The organism is Streptosporangium sp. NPDC053982 (genome assembly GCF_055585205.1).
Genome location: NZ_JBVJKQ010000023.1, coordinates 1 through 19665, shown reverse-complemented (window position 1 = coordinate 19665; position 19665 = coordinate 1). Strand labels below are relative to the sequence as shown.

At 72.7% G+C, this 19665-nt stretch carries 17 protein-coding genes; 8 read left to right on the top strand and 9 right to left on the bottom strand.

All coding sequences use genetic code 11. The features are described 5' to 3' along the window. Nucleotides 1–77: 77 nt before the first annotated feature. Entirely contained in the window at nucleotides 78–650 is a 573-nt protein-coding gene (locus ACZ6W9_RS33790; protein WP_470121406.1) for a 2'-5' RNA ligase family protein, read from the bottom strand. A gap of 65 nt (nucleotides 651–715) precedes the next feature. Further along, entirely contained in the window at nucleotides 716–1930 is a 1215-nt protein-coding gene (locus ACZ6W9_RS33785) for a hypothetical protein (RefSeq protein ID WP_389962248.1), read from the bottom strand. A gap of 403 nt (nucleotides 1931–2333) precedes the next feature. Between ACZ6W9_RS33785 and ACZ6W9_RS33780 the strand changes: the two genes are divergently transcribed. After that, nucleotides 2334–2627 (top strand): hypothetical protein, encoded by a 294-nt coding sequence (locus ACZ6W9_RS33780; protein ID WP_389962245.1) that lies wholly within the window; start codon nucleotides 2334–2336, stop codon nucleotides 2625–2627. Between the two features lie 375 nt (nucleotides 2628–3002). Here the strand turns inward: ACZ6W9_RS33780 and ACZ6W9_RS33775 are convergent, their stop codons facing one another. Then, nucleotides 3003–3806, bottom strand: a complete 804-nt coding sequence (locus tag ACZ6W9_RS33775; protein ID WP_389962242.1) for an aminotransferase class IV family protein — start codon at nucleotides 3804–3806, stop codon at nucleotides 3003–3005. 118 nt (nucleotides 3807–3924) lie between these two features. Between ACZ6W9_RS33775 and ACZ6W9_RS33770 the strand changes: the two genes are divergently transcribed. Then, nucleotides 3925–4269: a MerR family transcriptional regulator gene (locus ACZ6W9_RS33770; protein WP_470121403.1), complete on the top strand. Its 345-nt coding sequence runs from the start codon at nucleotides 3925–3927 to the stop codon at nucleotides 4267–4269. Nucleotides 4270–4425: 156 nt separating this feature from the next. On the opposite strand, the gene ACZ6W9_RS33765 is transcribed toward ACZ6W9_RS33770, so the two are convergent. Continuing rightward, nucleotides 4426–4716 carry a hypothetical protein gene (locus tag ACZ6W9_RS33765; protein WP_470121401.1) on the bottom strand — a complete coding sequence of 97 codons (291 nt, stop codon included), beginning with the start codon at nucleotides 4714–4716 and terminating at the stop codon, nucleotides 4426–4428. 195 nt (nucleotides 4717–4911) lie between these two features. Next, complete coding sequence (locus ACZ6W9_RS33760; RefSeq protein WP_470121399.1) at nucleotides 4912–5364, bottom strand: carboxymuconolactone decarboxylase family protein; 453 nt, start codon at nucleotides 5362–5364, stop codon at nucleotides 4912–4914. A 113-nt stretch (nucleotides 5365–5477) separates the two neighbouring features. On the opposite strand from ACZ6W9_RS33760, the gene ACZ6W9_RS33755 reads away from it, so the two are divergent. From ACZ6W9_RS33755 to ACZ6W9_RS33735, 5 genes are all read left to right on the top strand, one after another. Next, the gene (locus ACZ6W9_RS33755; RefSeq protein ID WP_470121397.1) at nucleotides 5478–8270 is read left to right on the top strand and encodes an AfsR/SARP family transcriptional regulator; all 2793 of its coding nucleotides are present in this window, start codon (nucleotides 5478–5480) and stop codon (nucleotides 8268–8270) included. Nucleotides 8271–8411: 141 nt separating this feature from the next. After that, on the top strand, nucleotides 8412–8963 hold the full coding sequence (locus tag ACZ6W9_RS33750) for a phospholipase (protein WP_362936712.1): 552 nt from the start codon (nucleotides 8412–8414) through the stop codon (nucleotides 8961–8963). Nucleotides 8964–9270: 307 nt separating this feature from the next. Further along, nucleotides 9271–10254 carry a BtrH N-terminal domain-containing protein gene (locus ACZ6W9_RS33745; RefSeq protein ID WP_470121395.1) on the top strand — a complete coding sequence of 328 codons (984 nt, stop codon included), beginning with the start codon at nucleotides 9271–9273 and terminating at the stop codon, nucleotides 10252–10254. Nucleotides 10255–10527: 273 nt separating this feature from the next. Then, nucleotides 10528–11526 carry an ATP-binding cassette domain-containing protein gene (locus tag ACZ6W9_RS33740; RefSeq protein WP_389962222.1) on the top strand — a complete coding sequence of 333 codons (999 nt, stop codon included), beginning with the start codon at nucleotides 10528–10530 and terminating at the stop codon, nucleotides 11524–11526. Next, on the top strand, nucleotides 11523–12398 hold the full coding sequence (locus tag ACZ6W9_RS33735; protein ID WP_389962219.1) for an ABC transporter permease: 876 nt from the start codon (nucleotides 11523–11525) through the stop codon (nucleotides 12396–12398). Before ACZ6W9_RS33740 ends, ACZ6W9_RS33735 begins: the two co-directional genes overlap by 4 nt. Nucleotides 12399–12425: 27 nt before the next feature. Here the strand turns inward: ACZ6W9_RS33735 and ACZ6W9_RS33730 are convergent, their stop codons facing one another. The 3 genes from ACZ6W9_RS33730 to ACZ6W9_RS33720 all read right to left on the bottom strand — a co-directional run bounded on the left by ACZ6W9_RS33730 (nucleotide 12426) and on the right by ACZ6W9_RS33720 (nucleotide 17977). Continuing rightward, the gene (locus tag ACZ6W9_RS33730) at nucleotides 12426–15614 is read right to left on the bottom strand and encodes an ATP-binding protein (RefSeq protein ID WP_389962216.1); all 3189 of its coding nucleotides are present in this window, start codon (nucleotides 15612–15614) and stop codon (nucleotides 12426–12428) included. A 183-nt stretch (nucleotides 15615–15797) separates the two neighbouring features. Beyond that, nucleotides 15798–16700, bottom strand: a complete 903-nt coding sequence (locus tag ACZ6W9_RS33725) for an aminoglycoside phosphotransferase family protein (RefSeq protein ID WP_389962213.1) — start codon at nucleotides 16698–16700, stop codon at nucleotides 15798–15800. A 2-nt stretch (nucleotides 16701–16702) separates the two neighbouring features. Next, nucleotides 16703–17977 (bottom strand): MFS transporter, encoded by a 1275-nt coding sequence (locus ACZ6W9_RS33720; RefSeq protein WP_470121392.1) that lies wholly within the window; start codon nucleotides 17975–17977, stop codon nucleotides 16703–16705. Between the two features lie 103 nt (nucleotides 17978–18080). On the opposite strand from ACZ6W9_RS33720, the gene ACZ6W9_RS33715 reads away from it, so the two are divergent. After that, the gene (locus ACZ6W9_RS33715) at nucleotides 18081–18983 is read left to right on the top strand and encodes a LysR family transcriptional regulator (protein WP_470121390.1); all 903 of its coding nucleotides are present in this window, start codon (nucleotides 18081–18083) and stop codon (nucleotides 18981–18983) included. Nucleotides 18984–19035: 52 nt separating this feature from the next. Here the strand turns inward: ACZ6W9_RS33715 and ACZ6W9_RS33710 are convergent, their stop codons facing one another. Next, a complete protein-coding gene (locus tag ACZ6W9_RS33710) occupies nucleotides 19036–19377 on the bottom strand; it encodes an MmcQ/YjbR family DNA-binding protein (RefSeq protein ID WP_470121388.1) in 342 nt (113 codons plus the stop codon). Nucleotides 19378–19665 lie beyond the last annotated feature (288 nt).

Sequence of the window (19665 nt, the reverse complement as noted above, 5' to 3'; positions counted from 1 at the left end):
CCGGCGTCCGGTGAGCCGCCTATCAAGATCTCTTCTGGTTGTACAGCCGGCCTGAAGCCGTTCGGTTCCCGTCCCCATCAGAGGGTGTCACCTTCGCCGAGAAGGAGTGCGGAGCCGACGTGCTGCCAGTCCCACAGGCGTTCGGGGCCGTGCTGGATGACGAGGCTGACGGAGTCGACCGTGAGTTCACGCGGAGGGAGGCACGTTTCCAGGGCTTCGATCAGCGGGGCGGCGGGCTGGTCGGCGGTGCTGTAGGCGATGGTGGCGTGGGGGGTCCAGGGAGCGGCACCTCCGGTGCACCCTTGACGGCCGGTGACGGTTTCGGCGGCGGTCTGGACGGCGTCGCGGATGGGTTTCAACTCGGAGGCGGACTCGACGCCGAGCATGATCGCTTGTGGGTGATAGAGGATGCGGCCCAGCGTCACGGTGACGGGTGGCACGTCTGCAAGCAGGCGTGATACCTCGGTGAGCATCGTGTGTCCCTGGTCTAGAGAGACGCTGCCGGTCGGGCCGACGACGAGTGCGGTCATGTGCAGCCACTTGGCGGGTGTGTAGTGCAGGCCGGAGAAGGGAGCGAGCCGGTCCCGTGCTTCCTGAGCCATCGCGCGGACCTGCGGATAACGGCCGATGAGCAGGTGCCAGTAGAACACGCCTTCACCCGGCCGGGGCTCTGGCCGATGAGCCCAGCGGTCTTCCATCCGGGCGGGGAGGGGGCTCATGCGCTCTCCGTGACGGGTTCATCCGGTAGCGCGGCGGCCTTGAAATCGCGGATCTGTTGTCTGAGTCGTACGGCGTCGGCACTGTCGGCGAAACGGGAACGGGCAAGCCGATGGGACAGGTCCTCCAGATAGCCGGTGACCGTGGTCAGACGTAGCTCGGGCGGCATGGCCAGGACGGGTGTGGTCTCGTGGATGACTCCGGCCAGGTCGTCCTTGAGTAGATGGGCGATGCTCGCGGTGACTCTGATCTGTGCCCAGTTGGCGGGGGCGGGCCGGTCACCCGCGGCCGTCGCCTGGTCGGTGTGGGCGACCGTTCGCAGGGCACCGTCCGGATCTCCGGTTCGTACGGCCACCGCGAGGCTGAAGAGCGTCCGCCGGGGCGCGGGGAAGGACCAGACAGAGCGGGTAGAGTCCGCTGTTCTCCCTGAAACATTGGGCATGTCGGCACGGTGGGCGGCCTCACGGGCTCGCCCGGCGTCTCCGAACAGGGCCGCGGAGTTGGCCTCATACCATGCGAGCTGCTGTTTCATCGGGCCTGCAGGGGTGGCGTCGTATCCGCGCCGGGCGAGGTCGGCGGCCTCGATGTAGCGGCCCTGCCATCGCGCCGTCTTGGCACGCGCGTACCAGGCGGGCCCGGGATTGGAACCGGCTTCTTCGGCGAGCCGGACGGCGAGCCGACCGTACTCTTCGGCTGCCTGGTCGCGGTCGATGTCACCGAGCAGTACGGCGGCGTGGGCGATCAGGTCGGCGTCGATCCGCAACAGATCCCGCGTCTGGCGGAATCCGAGGTCACGTCTGTCAATCAGGTCACGGACCTGACGATGTACGCGTCTGACATGACACAGCAGGTTCCTGGGAGGGACCTCGGTGTGTGCGTCGGCCATGGATGCCGCCGCCTGTTCGATTTCCCCGATGGCATCGGCGTGACGGCTGCCCCGATTCAGCCAGGCCATGATGTCCGCGATCTCGTCGATCTCCGGCGACGCGTCTCGGATGAAGGGCGTGGATCTTTGGGCCATCCCCGCCTTATCTCGTTGTGAGCGTATGAAACCCAGTTCATCCGGTGACAGACCGGTGAGCTGAGTCAGGGCCAACCGGTACGGCGTACTCGGCCACTTGACCTCTCCGGTCTCCCAACGGCGGATCCGCTCCTCGTCACACGCCAAGCGTTCGGCGATGCCCGTCGCCGTGGTGTTGATCCGCTCAGCCATCTCCACACGCGTAAGCCGGTGGGCACTCCGCCAGGCCCGCAACAGGGCATTGGGCGCCTTCTGTGACATGAAGGACCTTCCTCTCGGCGAGGGGGTCGGGGAGGGGGGCATGCGGGGGTCCCTTGACGTCCCGGCCAACGGTGGACTTGTCATCAGGCAATCACGGTACGTCAACCCACGTCCGGCCGCAGGGGACGCGGATCACAACGAGGGGATGGCCGGCGGCGACTCGGTCGGAGGGGAACAGGGAGACATGCCCCTGCTCTGCGTGCCGGGGACGTGGAACCCCATTCGGCTCGCGCCGTGCGCTCGTCCTCGAAGGGAGCAGTGATGACCACGACAGGTATGGAGAACAGGAATGTCTGGATCGCCTCGCGGGCGGCCGGGCCGGAGGGAGCGTCGGATGAATCCGATCATGCAGGCCACTGCGGCCTTCACCGAGTACCAGCGTCGGCAGCGCGAGGTGTTCGCGCTCACCCGGTTGCGCGATGAGCTGCTGAAGCACGGCATCCATGCCGAGCTGCGTGACGACGACAGTGCCCTGATGGTCCACCGTCCCGGCGGTGCCGGTCTTCCGGTGTGGGTGTTCGTCGGGTACGGCGGGGCCTACTACTCCTGGCGGTCCGCGGAGAAGCGTCACCCGGTGAGCGACCTTCAGGGCGCCGCACAGGTCTTGGCCGACTACGTCGGTCGCTGAGACGGGCACGGCGAGGCGGAAAGTCCGCCGGCAAGGAGGGAGCCGGAAGGGCGTTACCCCTTCCTCGCCGTGTCCCCTAGCTCCCCGGCGGACAGTAGAGCACGGTCGCGCGGCCCACCCCCTGTCCGCGCGTCTTTCCCCCGTCTCTCCTGCCTGCCGGGGCCGCTCCACAGTCGATCACTGCATATGCGAGACGCGCGACCGCGTTTCGGGGTGCAGGCTCCGGGAGCGCGGCCACCGGGAACGACGTTCACTCTCTCCTGGGGCCGCCCGGCCGGCCGTGACCGGCCTCGTGTGCCGCCAGGCCGGTCGACATCGGTGAGTCCGGCGGATGGTGGTGGACGGCCTCATCGGGAGAGACGGCCGGACGGGCACTCACGGCGAGACGAGTGGTTCGGACTCGTAGGCCCGGTGCAGCAGTTCCATGAAGGACGGCGCGTCGGGCAGGGACACGGCGCCGATCCGGCGCACCGCCACTCCTGGGGTCCACGAGTTCATGACCACGGCCCCCGCCAGTGTCGGCAGGTCGGCGGGCGTGACCTCCCGGACGCGCTGGGGCACGCCGAGGTGGTCCAGCCGCCGGCGGACGATGCCCATCGTGATCCCGTCCAGCACCTCGGCCTCGGGCCACACCACGGCGGTGCCGTCCCAGAAGGCCAGGTTCCAGATCGTCGCCTCGCTGAGCCGCCCCCGGCGGTCGACGAAGGCGGCGTCGTCGAAGCCCTGATCGACGGCCTGGCGGAGGAGGTACGTCTTGGCCACCTCGCCGACGTGCTTCACGGCGGGAAGGAAGCGCTCGTGCTCGACCATCGCCAGCGCGAGCGGCGCCCAGGGGCCGGACACGGCCGGCCTGGTGCGCACCAGCACTTCGAGCGGCACATCGGCTCCCGCCGTCGTGAACTCGCCCGTGGGGGAGTACACCGTGGCCGTCAGCGAGAGGTCGGCCGGCCCGGCCTGCACCGCCGCTCGCAGGCACGCCCGCACCCGGTCGTCGGGCAGTGCCCGGCCGAACAGCGTCACCGAGGCGGAGCGGAGGCGTTCCAGGTGCAGGTCGAGGCCCCGTACCCGGCTGTCACGTACCTGCATGGCGGTGAAGTGGGCGTAACCCGCGAAGGCCAGCGGCGCCAGTTCGCCGGCGCTCGCCGTACGGCCGTCAAGGTGGGCGACGAAAGACGACATGAGGTGCTCCAGCGGTGCGAGACGAAACGGATCGCGGGCGGTCCGTCCGGAATGTCCGCCCGTGGGACGACGTTAGGGCTTCGCATCAGTGTGAAGGTCAACCTTGGGAGCGGGTCGCATGCTGATCGGGGAGCTGTCCCGGCGCACCGGAGTCAGCACGCGGCTGCTGCGTTACTACGAGACGCAGGGGCTGCTCGAGGCCGGGCGCGGGCCGAACGGCTACCGCCACTACGCCGACGACTCCGTGGTCACGGTGCGGCAGATCCGCGCCCTGCTGAGAGCGGGCCTGACCACCGAGGTGATCCGCATCGCGCTGCCGTGCGCGCGGGACGAGCGTCCGGACTTCGACTGGTGCGCGGAGCTGTGGGACATCCTGAACGGGGAGCTGACGGCCATGGACGAGCGCATCGAGAGCCTCCAGCGCAGCCGCGGCGCCCTCGCGGACTTCCTGACGCGGCCCTGAGCCGTGGAGCCGTACGGCCGGCGCCTCCTCTCCCGGGACCGAGGTGATTCGCGGCGGACGAACGGCCGGATCCCGGCGGCGTCCCGGGCGCCGGGACGGCCGCGTGAGCGGTGTCCCGGCACCGGACGGTGAGGGCCCGGCGAGGCCCGTGCGGTGTCAGTGCTCGTCGACGACCCGGCCGTTCAGGGCGGTGGCGCCCTCGGTGAGGGCCATGGTCAGCGGCGCCTCCGGGAAGGTGGGCAGCGCGGCGAACGCGGCGCCCATCTGCTCGGCGGTCTCCCAGTGCCAGGTGTCGGTGTAGGTGCCGTCCTCAAGCCGGACCAGCACGGTGCGGGTGAGCCCGGGGTATCCCTCCCGGACGGTCGCGATCAGCGAGTTCCGGCGGGCGAGGAACTCCTCCAGGTCGGTGCCGGCGACGGAGTAGCGGTGCGAGCGGACGACGGACATGTCGGTGTCTCCTGTGCGTGAGGGGTGGTTCGGTGGAGGGGGCCGCCGGGGCCGGCGTCTTCCGCAGGGGGCCGGGTCGTGGCGACCGGCGTGCGGCCGATGAACCGGGGCCGGCGTCTCCCGTACGGCGGCCGGGGCAGGCAGGTGGCCCTCCGGCTCTCCGGGGCCGGCGTCTCCCGTGCGCGGGGCCGGGGTTCACCAGCTGCCGGCGACCTGCCGGATCGGGGCGTTCAGGCGGTTGAAGAGGTTGGTGACGGCGGTCATCAGCAGGATCGAGGCCATCTGCCGCTCGTCGAAGTGGGCGGTGGCGTTGTCCCAGATCTCGTCGGGGACGGCGCCGGTGCGGTCGGCCAGCCGGGTCGACGCCTCCGCCAGCTCCAGCGCGGCCCGCTCGGCGTCGGTGTAGTAGGGGGCCTCGCGCCAGGCGGACACCAGGCCGACGCGCTCGTCGCTCGCGCCGAGCTTGCGCAGGTTCTTGTAGCCGGTGTCGACGCAGAAGCTGCAGCCGTTGATCTGGCTGACCCGCAGGTGGATCATCTCCATGAGCTCCTGGGGGAGCCCCTGCGACTGGGCGGCCCGCATCAGCTCCATGATCGGCTTCATCGCGGCGGGGATGATCGTGGCGGGGTTCTTCATCCGGGCTTCCATCGTGTCTCCTCCGTCTCGGTCCGGGTGGGACCCTCGGTTCGTGTGAGATCAGGTTGTCCGACCGGGTTGATACATTCGCGATGCGCGCACGATGTGGTGATCATGGGGGGACGATGCTGCGGTTCACTCTTCTCGGCCCCGTCCAGGTGATCCACGACGGCGAACCCCTGACCGGCATCGCCCCGCGTCACCGCGCCGTGCTGGCCTACCTCCTGCTCAACGCCGGTCGCGTGATCGGCATCGAGCGGCTGATCGAGGCGATGTGGGGCCACGACCGGCCCGACACCGCCCGGTCGCAGATCCACGCCTCGATCACCGCGCTCCGCAGGGTGCTGCGCGGCGCGGGAGCCGCGGAGCTGCTCGAGACGCGTGCCGGCGGCTACGTCGCGCGGCCGGAGCCCGGGCAGGTCGACGCGCGGGAGTTCACCGGACTGGTGGCCGCGGGCGCGTTGCGCGAGGCCCTCGACCTGTGGGGCGGCGAGGCGCTGGAGGACGTGCACGCGCACTACGCCGACGGCGTCCGGGAGCTCTGGAACGACCGGCGCCTTTCGGCCTACGAGCGCCTGGTGGAGGACGAGCTCGCCGCCGGGCGGCACGGCGACCTGCTCGACGGGCTCGCCGCCCAGGTGGCCGTCAACCCGCTCCGCGAGAAGCTCAACGGCCATCTCGTCCTGGCCCTGCACCGGGCGGGACGGCAGGCCGACGCCCTCGCCGCGGCGCGCGCGTACCGTACGGCTCTCGCGGACGAACAGGGCCTCGACCCCGGGCACGCCTTCACCGAGCTGGAGCGGGCGGTCCTGGCGGACGACCCTGCCCTGCGCCTCGCCGGCACGGCTCCGGTCGTTCCCGGGCCGCCACGCCGCTCCACCTTCCTGCCCTACGACATCCCCGACTTCTCCGGGCGGGCCGCCGAGCTGGAGCGGCTCGTCGGCGAGCGGCGCGGGCCGGCGGTCGTCACGATCGACGGCATGGCCGGGATCGGCAAGACCACGCTCGCCGTCCACGCGGCCCACCGGCTGGCCGCCCGCTACCCGGACGGCCGGCTCTTCATCGACCTGCTGGCCCACACCGCGGGCCGGGAGCCGCTCGACGCCGCCTCCGCGCTGGAGGCGCTCCTCCGCCAGCTCGGGGTGCCCGCGGACCGCATCCCGGTCTCATCCGCCGAGCGGGGCGCCCTCTGGCGCGCCGAGCTGACCGGCCGCCGGGTGCTCGCCGTACTGGACAACGTCCTCGACGCCGAGCAGGTGCGTCCCCTTCTGCCGGGGCACTCCGACACCCTCGTCCTGGTCACCGGCAGGCGGCGGCTCGTCGACCTGGACGGCGCCCAGGCGCTCTCGGTCGACGTGCCGAGCGAGGAGGACGCCGCCGGGCTGTTCGAGCGGATCGTGGGCGAACGCGCCCGCCACGAGCCGGACGCCGTACGCGAGGTGCTGCGGCTCTGCGGGCGTCTCCCGCTGGCCATCCGGCTCTCGGCCGCCCGCCTCCAGCACCGGCCGCGCTGGCCCGTCTCCTACCTGGCGGACCGGCTGCGGGAGCGCCGCCGGCTGCTGGACGGGGTGTCGGCGGCCTTCACCCTCTCCTACGAGCAGCTGGACGACGCCGAGCAGCGCATGTTCCGCCTGCTCGGGCTGGTGCCCGGTCGTGACATCGACGCCCGCGGCGCGGCCGCGCTGGCGGGAATCCCGGAGGACGAGGCGGAGGAGATCCTCGAAGGTCTCCTCGACGCCCACATGATCCTGCAGCTCGAACCGGGCCGGTACACCTTCCACGACCTGCTCCGCGAGCACGCGCGCTCGATCGCCGAGGACGATGGAGCCGTCCTGCGGCTGCTCACCTACTACCTGCACCGCGCCCGCGCGGCGATGGACCTGCTCTTCCCCGACAGCCTGAGCGAGCGGGAGGGCATCCCCCGGCCGGACACCCCGATCGCGCCCGTCCGCGACGCCGCGGAGGCGATCGCCTGGCTCGACGCCGAGCGTTCCAACATCATCGCGACCGCCGTCCACGGGCCGGAGATCTGCCTCGGCATGCTGGCCCTGGCGATGCGCCCCTATCTGGACCGGCAGGCGCACCACGACGACGCGCTCACCCTCCACACCCTGTCACTCCGGCGCAGTCGTGCGCTCGGCCGCCGCGAGTTCGAGGCGCGGGCGCTCACCGACCTGGCGTGGACGCACTGGCGGCTCGGCGAGTACGAGCGGGCGGAGGAGCACGCGCACCAGGCCCTCGACGTGTGCGAGGAGACCGCCGAACGGGCTCGGGCCCTGCTCACCCTGGGCAACGTGGCCCTGCGGCGGAGGCAGGACGAACCGGCGGAACGGTACCTCAGGCAGGCGCTCGACCTCACCCGGATCGGCGCCGACACGTGGGGCGAGGCCCACGTGCTCGGCATCCTCGCCCTCGTCCTCGACCGGACGGGTCGTCCGCAGGAGGTCCGGCGCCACCTCGACCTGGCGCTGGAGCTCCACCGGAAGATCGGCAACCCGGCCGGGGAGGCGACGACCCTCGACCATCTCGGCGTCGTCCTGCGGCACCAGGGTGAGCTCGTCCGGGCGCGCACCCACCACGAGCAGGCCGCGGCTCTCCACCGAGGGTTCGGCGACACCGCCGGCGAGGCGTCCGCGCTCAACGGGCTGGCCGAGGCGGCGGGAGACCCGGTCCGGGCGGTGGAGGAGCACACGGCCGCGCTCGCCCTCGCCGACCTGACGCGCAACCGGCCGGAACAGGCGCGCGCCCACGACGGTCTGGCCCGCGCCCACCTCGCGCTCGGGGACCCGGCGCGGGCCCATGAGCACGCGCGGCTGGCCCTCGACCTGTACGGCGAGCTCCGGGTTCCGGAGGCCGAGGAGGTCCGCGCCCTCCTGGGACGCACCGGAGAGCCCGTACGGTCTTACGTCGAACTGTAAGTGCCGTAAACGGCCTTTGTTGACAAATGTTGACCTTGGTCTTGACGAAGATCCGTTCCGGTGCGCCGGGGAATTCCAGGCCATTCTGGGCGATGGCAGGATCCTGCCCGAGAGGTACCCCCCAGCCTGAGGCGGAGCCCCATGGTCAAACGAGCCCTCGCAACCGTCGCCCTCTCCCTCGTCGCGTCACTCGGGGCGGCACTGCCCGCCTACGCGGTGACACCGGAACAGAAGCTCGCCGCGCTTTCGAATTTCAGCCAGCCCACGTCGTCCAGCGCCGCCGCCTGGCGCTCCGCCTGGCAGAACCAGGGGAGCTGGGCGGAGTACGCCTTCGACTGGTCGACCGACCTCTGCTCGGCGAGCCCCGATCAGCCGCTCGGCTTCGACTTCAGGATGCCGTGCCGGCGTCACGACTTCGGCTACCGCAACTACAAGGCGGTGGGTCAGTTCCCGGCGAACAAGTCGCGCATCGACGACTCGTTCTACTTCGACATGAAGCAGGTCTGCGCCGGCTACTCCACCATCCCCAGGAGCACCTGCAACGGCCTCGCCTGGAGCTACTACCAGGCGGTCAGGGAGTTCGGCACGCTCAACGTCACCCAGGCGCAGATCGAACGGATCCGCCAGGCCTCCGAGCAGGCCGCCCGGGAGGACCAGGCCTCTGAGCAGGCCGCCCGGGAGGACGGCGTCTGACCCTCCCGCCCCCGGGGACCACTCTCGCCCGCCTGCTCCCCGGGGGCGATGCCGTGCCGGCGAGGCCCGATCGCGGCCGGGGCGGCGGCCACGCGCGGAACCGGGAGGATCCCGGAGGCGATCAGGGCCCGGACCGGGAACCCCCGGTCCGGGCCCTCGCCGTCGGAGCGGGTGGGCGGGGCCGGCCTCGCCGATCCAGCTGGACTCTCCCCCTGTGGGAGATCCCATGATTGCCGCTGACGATCCTGGCCGCCGGCCAGGGAGGCGGCGGGCGCGCCGGTAGCCCGGTTGTCGAGGAGGGCGACGTATGACCATCGTGAAGGGCGTCGAGGCGCGTGACACGCACCACTGCGAGACGACGGCGCTGGGGGTGCTGCTGCGGCACGAGGGACTCGACCTGTCAGAGCCAATGCTGTTCGGGCTGGGCTCGGGCCTGTCCTTCGTCTACTGGGACGCCAAGGGCATGGAGTTCCCCTTCCTCGGAGGCCGCGTCAGGCCCTTCGAGCTCACCAGGAACCTGACCGCCAGGCTGGGACTGACCCTGGAGGTCAGGGAGACCGCCTCGCCGCGCAGGGCGTGGGAGAACGCGGCCGCCCCCGTCGACTCCGGCCGGCCGGTCGGCCTCCAGCTCGACTGCCACCACATGGAGTACTTCCGGTCCAAGGTGCACTTCGGCGGCCACGTCGTCGCCATGTACGGCTACGACGAGCACGACGTGCATCTGGTGGACACCTGGCGGCAGGGCGGGGCGGTGCGCACCAGCCGGGCGAGTCTGGCCCTGGCGCGGGCCGAACGCGGCCCGATGACCGCCAGGAACCGGTCCTTCACCATCGCCCTGCCGGAGCGCCCGCCCCGCTGGCAGGACCAGGTCGTCCCCGCCGTCAGGGACTGCGCCGCCGCCTTCCTGTCCGCTCCCATCGCGAACCTCGGCCACCGGGGCATCGGGAAGGCCGCCGAGCGGGTGCCCGGATGGCTGCTGCGCGCGGGCGACCCGCGGCGGGACCTGCCGCAGGCGGCCGTCCTCATGGAGGAGGCCGGCACCGGCGGCTCCCTGTTCCGCGCTCTCTACCGCGACTTCCTCGGCGAGTGCGCCGAGCTGGTCGGCGACGCCGGCCTCCGCACCGGTCAGAGGCTGTACGCCGAGGCCGCCACCCTGTGGACGGACGTGGCCGCCCTGATCGCGAAGGCCGGGGAGAGCGGCGACGCGGGACATCTCGAACAGGCCGGGGTCATCCTCCGCGATCTCTCGCGCATCGAGGGGGACGCCATGGAGGTGCTGCGCCGGCTTTGACGCGCTCTCCGCCGGACGCCCGCGCGCGCTCTCCGCCGGACGCCCGCGCGCGATCCCCGGCGGACGCCCGCGTTCGCCCGGCGGCGAGACCGCCGGGCGGGATCGAGGTCGCCGTCGCCGGCCGTGTCCGGGGCGCCGGAGCCGGTGAAACCGCCGGTCCGGTGATGAAACCGCCGGTCCGGCGGTGAAACCACCGTGAAGCCGCGGTGAAGCCGGCGACGCGGAAGCTCTTCTCCGAGGCCGGGAGGTACCCGGCGTCAGAGAGGAGACGTCATGGCGGACCTCGACGCCGTCCGGGCCGACGGCCTGGTCAAGGACTTCGGAGACTTCCGGGCCGTCGACGGAGTCGATCTCCACGTACGGCAGGGCGAGATCTTCGGGGTCCTGGGCCCCAACGGGGCGGGCAAGACCACCATGCTCCGGATGCTCGCCACCCTGCTCCCGATCGACGGCGGACACGCGGAGATCTTCGGTGTCGACGTCCGGCGGGAACCCCACCGCATCCGGCAGCTGGTGGGCGTCACCGGTCAGTACGCCTCGGTGGACGAGGACCTGACCGCCCGGGAGAACCTGCGGCTGTTCGCCCGCCTGCAGGGCCTGACGAGCACCCGGGCCAAGGCCGTCGCCGGTGACCTGCTGGAGCGCTTCGGTCTCCAGGAGGCGGCCGACCGTCCCCTGGCCCACTTCAGCGGTGGTATGCGCCGCCGCCTGGACCTGGCGTCCAGCCTGATCACCCGCCCGCCCCTGATCTTCCTGGACGAGCCCACGACCGGCCTCGACCCGAGGACCCGGGGCCAGATGTGGGACACGATCCGCGAGCTGGTCACCGACGGCTCCACGATCCTCCTCACCACCCAGTACCTGGACGAGGCCGACCAGCTGGCCGGTCGCGTGGCCGTGATCGACCGGGGCCGGAAGGTCGCCGAGGACACTCCCGACGCCCTGAAGACCCAGGTCGGCGACTCGACCCTGCAGCTCGGCCTCGCGGACGGCTCCGACATCGCCCTGGCCGCGGACGTCGTCCGCCGGCTGCTGGCCGAGGAGCCGGTCCTGACCCCGGAGTCGGGACGGATGAACATCCCCCTGCCCGACCCCGACCGGGCCGCGGACGTCCTGATCGGCCTGCGGGAGGCGGGCATCGGCATCTCCTCGATGAGCGTCGCCAAGCCGACGCTGGACGAGGTCTTCCTGGCGCTGACCGGCCACGGCGCCGACGAACCCCGAACCGGCGAACCCCAGGCCGGCGAACCCCTCATGGAGGCGGCCCGATGACCACGAGCACCCCGGCCCCGGCGACCCTGACGACCCCGGCGACCCCCTCCGGCCGCGCCGCCCGGCGCGTCGACCCGGCCGCCGCGGTCGCCCGCACCACGTCCCACAGCTCGCTCCAGGAGACCGGGGTCCAGACCCTGTCCATGGCGTGGCGGGCGCTGAAGAAGATGCGCCGCAAGCCCGAGCAGTTCTTCGACGTCCTCATCCAGCCCCTGCTGTTCACCGCGATGTTCGCGTTCATCTTCGGCGGCGCGATCTCCGGCAGCGTGTCGGACTACCTCCCGGTGCTGATCCCCGGCATCCTCGCCCAGACCGCCCTGACCGTCTGCATGGCGACGGGCGTGCAGCTGCGTGAGGACATGGACAAGGGGGTCTTCGACCGCTTCAAGTCCCTGCCGATCGCGAGGATCGCCCCCCTGGCAGGCCCGATGATCGCCGATCTGATCCGTTACGGCATGGCGTCGGTCCTGACGCTCCTCACCGGCCTGCTCATCGGATACCGCCCCGGCGGCGGCGTGTTCGGCTGCGTCGGGGGCATCGCGCTCACCGTGTTCGCGGGCTGGTCGCTGGCGTGGATCTTCACCTGGCTGGGCACGATGGCGCGTTCGGCGCAGAGCGTCCAGGGCATCTCGATGATGATCATGTTCCCGCTGACCTTCCTGTCCAACGCCTTCGTCCCCGCCGAGACGCTGCCCGGCTGGCTGGAGGCGTTCGTCAAGGTCAACCCGGTGTCGCACGTCGTCTCAGCGGTGCGCGACCTCTTCAACGACGGGGCCGTGACGGCCGAGGTCGGCTGGGCGGTCATCGGCTGCGTGGTCGTCATCGCGATCTTCGCTCCGCTGGCGGTCCGCTCCTACTCCCGCAAGATGTAGCCGGTGCCCGACCCCCGCTCCGGAGTGTCAGACCAGCCGCTCCAGGGCGGCACGGGCCTCGGCCAGCAGGTCGGGGCCGCGTCGTTCGCCGTACTCGGCGTCGATCCGGGAGAGGACGCCGGGAGCGACACGCTCGGCGTGCGCGGACAGCACCGCCCACCGCATCGTCGGGGTGAACCGGTTGTAGGCGAACCGGTCGGCGAGCACGAGCAGCCGGACGGCCTCCTCGGCGGGCATCGCCCCCTTCAGCAGGCCCCAGACGCCCAGCCCGGCGAGCACCATCCCGATCACCGGCAGGTCCGGGAAGACGTGGTCCGGCCGGAACGCGGCCAGGGCCTCGGTCCGCAACGACTCGAAGAGGTCCGCGCCGTCGTCGCCCTCGCCGTACTGCGCGAGCGCCGAGAGCGCGACGACCTCGCCCAGGACGGCCCACGGCGGGAAACCCCCCGGTGTGCCCGAGACGCGCAGGTTCCTGAGCGCCTCGGCGGTCTCGCGGTGCCGCCGCAGACCCTCGGCGACGTCGCCGTCGGCGAGGGCCAGCTCGGCCCGGGCGGCGGCGACCGACATGGTCTCGCCGTAGGCGCCCTGACAGGCGCCCCGGGAAGCCAGCGCCTCCAGCTCGTCGATCATCCGGGCGGCCTCGTCACGGCGCCCCTCGGAGAGCACCGTCATGGCGAAGGCGGCGCGGAGCTGGATGGCGTCCTCCAACGCCCCGAGGCGTTCGAGCACCGGGATCGCCTCGGCGGCATGCCCGGCCGCCGCCGCGGAGTCACCGAGATGCGCGTACATGCCGGCCAGCTGGGCGTGCAGCATCGCCCGGTGCCAGGGGCCGCCGCCGCCGTCGTCGCCGACGAGTTCGAGGGCGGCGCGGGCGGCCTCGATCGCGCCGACCGGGTCGCCGGCGTTCTCCCGGCCGTGACTCAGCCAGTGCAGCGCGATCCGGCGGGTCAGCGGATCGGGACCGGAGGCCAGTTCGTCCAGGCCGTGCTCGGGATCCGACACCATGGCGAGCAGCGCGGTCACCAGCGCCCGGACCGCCGGGTTCGCCGAGTCTGCTCCCAGCTCGGACAGCAGCCGGGCCGGCCCCTCGGCCTCCTCTGGGGAGGACATGACGATGCTGAACAGCGCCATGCTCAGGGCCATCCGGGCCGGGTCGAGGAGCCGGGGCGGAGGCGTCCAGCCGGCCAGGGCGGCGGCGACGGCCGGGCTGAGGACGATGCTGCGCGGATGGTCCCCGCGGATCGTCCAGTAGCCGCTCAGCGTGGAGAACAGCACCGTGACCGCTTCGGGGTCGGGCTCGGTGACGGCCTCGCGCAGGACGTCGGCGAGGTTCGTCTCCTCCGGACGCAGCCGGTCCATCGCGTCGACCTGCTCCGGCGAGTACAGCCGGACGCCGTGCCGGCCGGCGTACCCCACGGCCCACGCGCGTACGGCGGCGCGCGCCCCGGCGGTCTCGCCGGCCGCGTCCAGCCGCATCCGGCCGAACTCGCGCACCGTCTCCAGCATGCGGTAACGGATCCCGTCGGCCGTCTCCACGACGGTGAGCAGGGACTGCTCCACGAGTTCCTCGACATCCCCGAGGGCGTCACCGAGGGGGCCACCGGAGGCGTCACCGAGGGGGCCGCCTGGGACGTCGCCGGGGGCGTCGCAGCCGAGCACCTCCTCCGCCGCGTCGAGGGCGAAGCCGTCCGGGAAGGCCGAGAGGCGGCGCAGGGCCCGGCGCTCCCGCTCACCGAGGAGGTTCCAGGACCAGTCGATCACCGCCAGCAGCGTCTGGTGCCGGGAGGGGGCGCTCCGGTCGCCGCCGCGCAGCAGCGTGAACCTGTCCTCCAACCGGCGGGCGATCTCGGCCGGTGACATCACCCGCACCTTCGCGGCGGCCAGTTCGATCGCGAGGGGCAGGCCGTCCAGACGGGCCACGACGGCGTGCACGTCGCCGGTGTCGAGGCGCACGCCCGGCCGGGCCGCGGTCGCGCGGTCACGGAACAGCCGGGCGGCGTCACCGGTCCCCAGCTGGGGCAGCGGATAGACGCGTTCGGCGGCGATCGCCAGCGGCGAGCGGGTCGTGGTGAGGACGCGCAGCTCCCGCGTGGTCGCGGCCAGATAGGAGACCAGGTCGGCGACCGCCTCCACCAGGTGCTCGCAGTTGTCGAGCACCAGCAGCGCCGGGGCCAGGTCGAGCTGCTGGGCGATCCGGGCGCGGACGTCGGCGCGCTGCCGCGGGCTGAGCGTGCGGCGCCCGGTCACCGAGTCGCGGACACCGAGCGCCGACCCGACCTCGCCGACCAGGTCCTCGGGCGCGGTCACGCCGACCAGCTCGACGAAGTGCACCACCGGCTGCGGGGCCTCGCGGGCGACGGCGTGGGCGAGCCGGGTCTTGCCGAGCCCGCCCGGACCGAGGACTGAGACCACCCGGGAGGCGGCGAGCAGCGCCCGCACCCGCCGGAGGTCCTCGTCGCGGCCGAGCAGCGGGGTCGCGTCGAACCGCACACCGGCGCGCACGGGGCTGTCGAGTGCCAGCAGCTCGCGGTGGACCCGCCGCAGCTCCGGGCCCACGTCGGCGCCGATCCGGTCGCGAAGGTCCGACCGGTAGCGCTCGAAGCGGTCCAGCGCGGCGCCCGTTCCGCGCACCGCCGCCTCACTGTGCAGCAGGTCGGCGAGCAGTCCCTCGTCCTCGGGGCGGACGCGGACGGCCTCCTCCAGGCCGGGCAGGGCGGGGCCGTGGTCACCGCTCCGGCTCCGGGCCCGGGCGAGCACGACCCGCGCGGACGCCAGGTCGTGTTCCGCGCGGCGGCGCACTTCGGCCAGCGGGCCGCCTCCCTCGGGCGGCAGCGCCCCGGCTCCCAGCGTGAGCGCCTCCTCCGCCGCCGCGGCCGCCGCGGCGGGATTCCCGGCGAGCAGCGCCTCCGCCCGGCCCGCCAGAGCGTGCAGCCGGCCGGCGTCGATCCGGTCGGACGGAACCCCGAGCCGGTAGCCGGTCCCCTCCGTGACCAGCGACGCGGGCCCCATGACCGACCTGGTCCTGGACACCAGGACCTGCAGCGCCTTCGCGGGGTTGGCCGGCTCGCCGTCCCCCCACACCTCCGCGACGAGCCGGTCCGCGCTCACGGTCCGGCAGTCGAGCGCGAGGGCCGCGAGCAGAGCCTGAGCCCTCTCGCCGACCACCGGCCGTCCCTGCCACCGCACACCGTCGAGCAGGGTCAGGTGGATCGGCATGCCGTAAGTCTAGGCTTCGCCGGGCCGTCCACCCGTGCCTGTTTCCACCGATCCCGGTGGACCGGTCCGTTTGACGCAGATGAGCCCTCCCGCGACCGCCCGCCGGTCGGCGGGGAAGCGTACGGTGAGGACCTGCGAAGGACGATCCGGGGCCTCGGCCTCATCGCGGGCGCCTGTTTCCCGCTATCGGCGCGGGGAGAGGGGCTCCGCCAGGATGCGCTTCAGGGTGCGCCGGCCCATCCGGCTCATGGCCGGGTTGGTCTCCAGGTAGTACCAGACGACCCCCATCGCCTGCTGGAAGGCCCACGCCCTGCCCCGCTCCCATTCGAGGTCGTCGCACCCGAGCTCCCGGCGGAGCACCCGCCGCGGCCCGGCTTCGAGCAGGTGCCAGGCGCCCACGAGGTCCAGGGCGGGGTCGGCCGGCCCGAAACCGCCGACGTCGAGGATCCCGGCCAGCCGTCCGGCCGACACGAGCACGTTGCCGGGGATGAGGTCGCCGTGGGTCATCACGTCGCCCGCCGTACGCGGGAGGCTCCGGAGGTCCTCCCACATCCGGCGGAGCCGGCGAACGTCCAGGAGTCGTTCGCTGTTCTCGAAACAGGTCTCCATCCACGCGTCGTGGGACCTCAGATCGCCGCCCCTGCCGTCGCCGGCGAACGTACGGCCGTCCGTGCCGATCGCGCGCAGGTCACGGATGAACTCGGCCAGGTCGCGGGCGAACGCGACGGATCCCCCCGGATCCTCGTCGGTCGCCACGACGCCGGGCAGCCACGTCTGCACCGACCACGGAAGCGGGTACCCCGCGCCGGGCTCCCCGAGCGCGACCGGCTCGGGCGTGGGGAACCGCGTACGGCCCGCCAGCTCGCGAGCCGCTTCGGCCTCGGACTCCAGCCACCGCCGCGTCGGTCCGACCTGCCCGGCCCGCAGGGGGAACCGGGCCGTGAAGCGGTCGCCCAGGCGGAAGATGGCGTTGACCGTCCCCTGGGAGGCGACGGCGGCGACGGGCAGGTCCCGCCACCGGGGGAACTGCTCGTCCACCAGCGCGCGCACCGTCTCCGGCGACACCGTCAGCTGATCGTCGTGCATCTTCACACCGGGCAGCCTTCCACCTCCCGCCCTTCTCCCGCCACGGCATCAGCGTCAGGCGCGGCCCTCCGGCGGATCGGCCGTCCCCTCCCGCCCGCGACACCCGCGACGCCCGCGACACCCGCGCCGGCCACGGCGAGCGCCGCTCCCGCCCACATCACCGCGGAGAGCGACACGCCGTCCACGATCCGGCCGCCGGCGAACGAGCCGAACGCGATGGAGACGTTGAAGGCGCCGACGAAGAGGGCCGTGCCCATCTCCCCGCCGCCCGACCGCATGATCCAGAGCTGGAGCGCCACCCCCACGCCGCCGTAGCCCAGACCCCACACCACGAGCATGATCAGGGGCGGGACGGCGAGGGGCAGCGCCGCCGTGGAGAGCGCGATCAGCGCGGCCAGTGTGATCAGGACCGGCCTGGGGTTCCTGGCCGCCCACGCGCCCGCCGCGAAGTTGCCGGCCACGCCCGCTGCGCCGTACAGGAGCAGGGCGGCGCTGACGAAGGCGGGACCGGCGTGTGAGACCTGCTCCAGGAACGGCCGGACGTAGGTGTAGGCCGCGAAGTGTCCGGACACGATCAGGCCGGTCAGGACGAGGACGACCTTGAGCGGGCCGGAGAGCCGGGGGGACCGTCCCTTCGGCGTGGGGGAGGCGGTCTCGCGGGGCGACGGCTCGGCCGCCCCCGCCGGGGATTCGCCGGGGAGGGGCGGCAGGGTGGCGGCCAGCAGCGCGAGCAGGGCCAGGGCCAGCACCCCCACGGAGACGAACGCGGTCCGCCACCCCGCGAACGAGGAGATGAGGGTCCCCGCGGGCACCCCCAGCACCGACGCCACCGACACCCCGGACAGGATGATCGACGTGGCCCGGCCGACGGACCTCTCGGGTACCAGCCGGGGGCCGAGCCCCGCCGCGAAGGCCCAGAACCCGCCGATGCTCACTCCGGTCAGCACCCGGGCGGCCAGCATGACGGGGTGGTTCGGCGCGAACGCGCCCAGCAGGTCGGCCACCGCCAGCAGCGCCATCAGCCCCAGCAACGTGACACGGCGGTCGAGCCGCCGGGCGGTGACCGCCAGTACGGGCGCGGAGACGGCGGCGACCAGTCCGGGCGCCGACATCATCAGCCCGGCCGTCCCATCGGAGACACCGAGGGTGGCGGAGATCGAGGTCAGCAGGCCGACGGGCAGCATCTCGCTGGTCACGATGGCGAAGGTGCCCACCGAGACCGAGAACACCGCGAGCCAGCGCGCCCGGACGGCGAGGGAGACGTCAGTGATGGTCATGCCGTCCAGCCTTCTGCCGTCCACCGGCGGGAACAATGCCGAAGTCCGGAGGCTTGGTTTAGGTGGACTAAACGATCGGACAGAGGTTCAGGCGGAGGTGAGGATGGAGTTCAGGGAACTGGAGTGCTTCATCGTGCTCGGTGAGGAACTGCACTTCGCGCGTACGGCCGAGCGCCTCTACCTGTCACCCGGCCGGGTGAGCCAGCTCATACGCTCACTGGAGGACAGGATCGGCGGCCGGCTCTTCCAGCGGACCAGCAGGCGCGTGAGCCTCACACCCCTGGGTGAACGGTTCCTGGCCGACCTGCGCCCCTCCTACGACGGCCTCGCGAACGCCGTCAGCCGAGCCAGGGCGGACGCCCGCGAGGTGACAGGTGTTATCCGGATCGGCTTCCTCGCCACACCCACGGACGTCGTCACCGGCAGCGTGCGCGCCTTCGAGCACCGGTACCCGGGGTGCCGGGCGGAGCTCGTGGAGATCCCGCTCTCCGATCCCTTCGGGAAGCTGCGGGCCGGGCAGGTGGACATCGCGTTCACGCTGCTCCCGGTGGAGGAGCCCGACCTGGCGGCGGGCGAGGGGCTGAACCGGGTCTCTTACCGGCTGGGCGTGTCCTCGCGCCACCCGCTGGCCGCCCGTTCGAGCATCAGCGCGGAGGAACTGGCCGGTGTTCCCCTGATCGGCCTGGACGGCCCGGCCCCGCGCACGTGGCGGGAGCGTACGGCGCCGTCCGCCACCCCCTCCGGTCGTCCCGTTCCCAGGGCCGGCGCGGTGACCACCGCTCAGGAGGGCCTGACCCAGGTGGCGCTCAACCGGGGTGGCATGTTGTTCTGCGCCCCCACGGCGGTGCACCACCGGCGCCCGGACGTCAGTTTCGTTCCCGTCAGGGGGCTGCCCCCCTCGATCCTCGGTCTGGCCTGGGTGAGGGCGGCGGAGACGGCGGCCATCCGGGCGTTCAACGAGACGGCCGTCGGGCACGCCCTCGGAAGAGCGGTCCTGGTGGCATAGGCCATGGCGGCGGCCGGCCCTCGGTCCGAGCGCCCTTCGCGCTTCGTGGATCTCAGTTCCCGAGGTGCGCGGCGGCGACCCGCCGGGGCACGACCATGCGCCAGGCGTCGGTCACGATCTCCGTGAGCTCGGCGGCGTCGAGCGTGGCCGGCCGTACCCGGACCCAGTTGAACCGCTCGTCGGACGGCACCGGCATGAGGAACCTGTCCGGGTCGGAGCTCACCAGCGCCGCGCGCTCCTCGCGGGGAAAGGCGAACCCCATGAGGGTCTCGTCACGGGACAGCGAGACGTAGACGATCCGCCCCATCCGGAACTTGATCCGGTCGCGGATCAGATGCTCGGTCGTGCGGGGCAGCGAACACGCCACCCGCCGTACGTCCTCCGTGGTCACCATGCTCGCCTCCTGGAAGACGCGCGCCGGTGAGCGGTACGGCCCGCCGGCGGTGGGCGCCGTGATCCGCATCACCGTACACGGACCGCACCCGGCACGGCGGGCGCGGCGGGCTCGGCACCGTGCCGAACCCGCCGCTCCATGCCTGCCCGGTCTCCGGTCAGGACCACCCGGGCCCGTGCCGGGTCGTCAGTGTTGCTGGGTCAGCAGGCCGGGCCGGTAGGGCAGCAGGCCGTAGTCGCCGCCGGAGCTGGGGCTGCGGCCCTGGTAGAGGAGCTGGAGGTTGCAGGG

Coding starts and splice junctions, on each gene's coding strand:
- ACZ6W9_RS33785 (WP_389962248.1), bottom strand. CDS start 1,930: ATGGCTGAGCGGATCAACACCACGGCGACGGGCATCGCCGAACGCTTG.
- ACZ6W9_RS33780 (WP_389962245.1), top strand. CDS start 2,334: ATGAATCCGATCATGCAGGCCACTGCGGCCTTCACCGAGTACCAGCGT.
- ACZ6W9_RS33775 (WP_389962242.1), bottom strand. CDS start 3,806: ATGTCGTCTTTCGTCGCCCACCTTGACGGCCGTACGGCGAGCGCCGGC.
- ACZ6W9_RS33770 (WP_470121403.1), top strand. CDS start 3,925: ATGCTGATCGGGGAGCTGTCCCGGCGCACCGGAGTCAGCACGCGGCTG.
- ACZ6W9_RS33765 (WP_470121401.1), bottom strand. CDS start 4,716: ATGTCCGTCGTCCGCTCGCACCGCTACTCCGTCGCCGGCACCGACCTG.
- ACZ6W9_RS33760 (WP_470121399.1), bottom strand. CDS start 5,364: ATGGAAGCCCGGATGAAGAACCCCGCCACGATCATCCCCGCCGCGATG.
- ACZ6W9_RS33755 (WP_470121397.1), top strand. CDS start 5,478: ATGCTGCGGTTCACTCTTCTCGGCCCCGTCCAGGTGATCCACGACGGC.
- ACZ6W9_RS33750 (WP_362936712.1), top strand. CDS start 8,412: ATGGTCAAACGAGCCCTCGCAACCGTCGCCCTCTCCCTCGTCGCGTCA.
- ACZ6W9_RS33745 (WP_470121395.1), top strand. CDS start 9,271: ATGACCATCGTGAAGGGCGTCGAGGCGCGTGACACGCACCACTGCGAG.
- ACZ6W9_RS33740 (WP_389962222.1), top strand. CDS start 10,528: ATGGCGGACCTCGACGCCGTCCGGGCCGACGGCCTGGTCAAGGACTTC.
- ACZ6W9_RS33735 (WP_389962219.1), top strand. CDS start 11,523: ATGACCACGAGCACCCCGGCCCCGGCGACCCTGACGACCCCGGCGACC.
- ACZ6W9_RS33730 (WP_389962216.1), bottom strand. CDS start 15,614: ATGCCGATCCACCTGACCCTGCTCGACGGTGTGCGGTGGCAGGGACGG.
- ACZ6W9_RS33725 (WP_389962213.1), bottom strand. CDS start 16,700: ATGCACGACGATCAGCTGACGGTGTCGCCGGAGACGGTGCGCGCGCTG.
- ACZ6W9_RS33720 (WP_470121392.1), bottom strand. CDS start 17,977: ATGACCATCACTGACGTCTCCCTCGCCGTCCGGGCGCGCTGGCTCGCG.
- ACZ6W9_RS33715 (WP_470121390.1), top strand. CDS start 18,081: ATGGAGTTCAGGGAACTGGAGTGCTTCATCGTGCTCGGTGAGGAACTG.
- ACZ6W9_RS33710 (WP_470121388.1), bottom strand. CDS start 19,377: ATGGTGACCACGGAGGACGTACGGCGGGTGGCGTGTTCGCTGCCCCGC.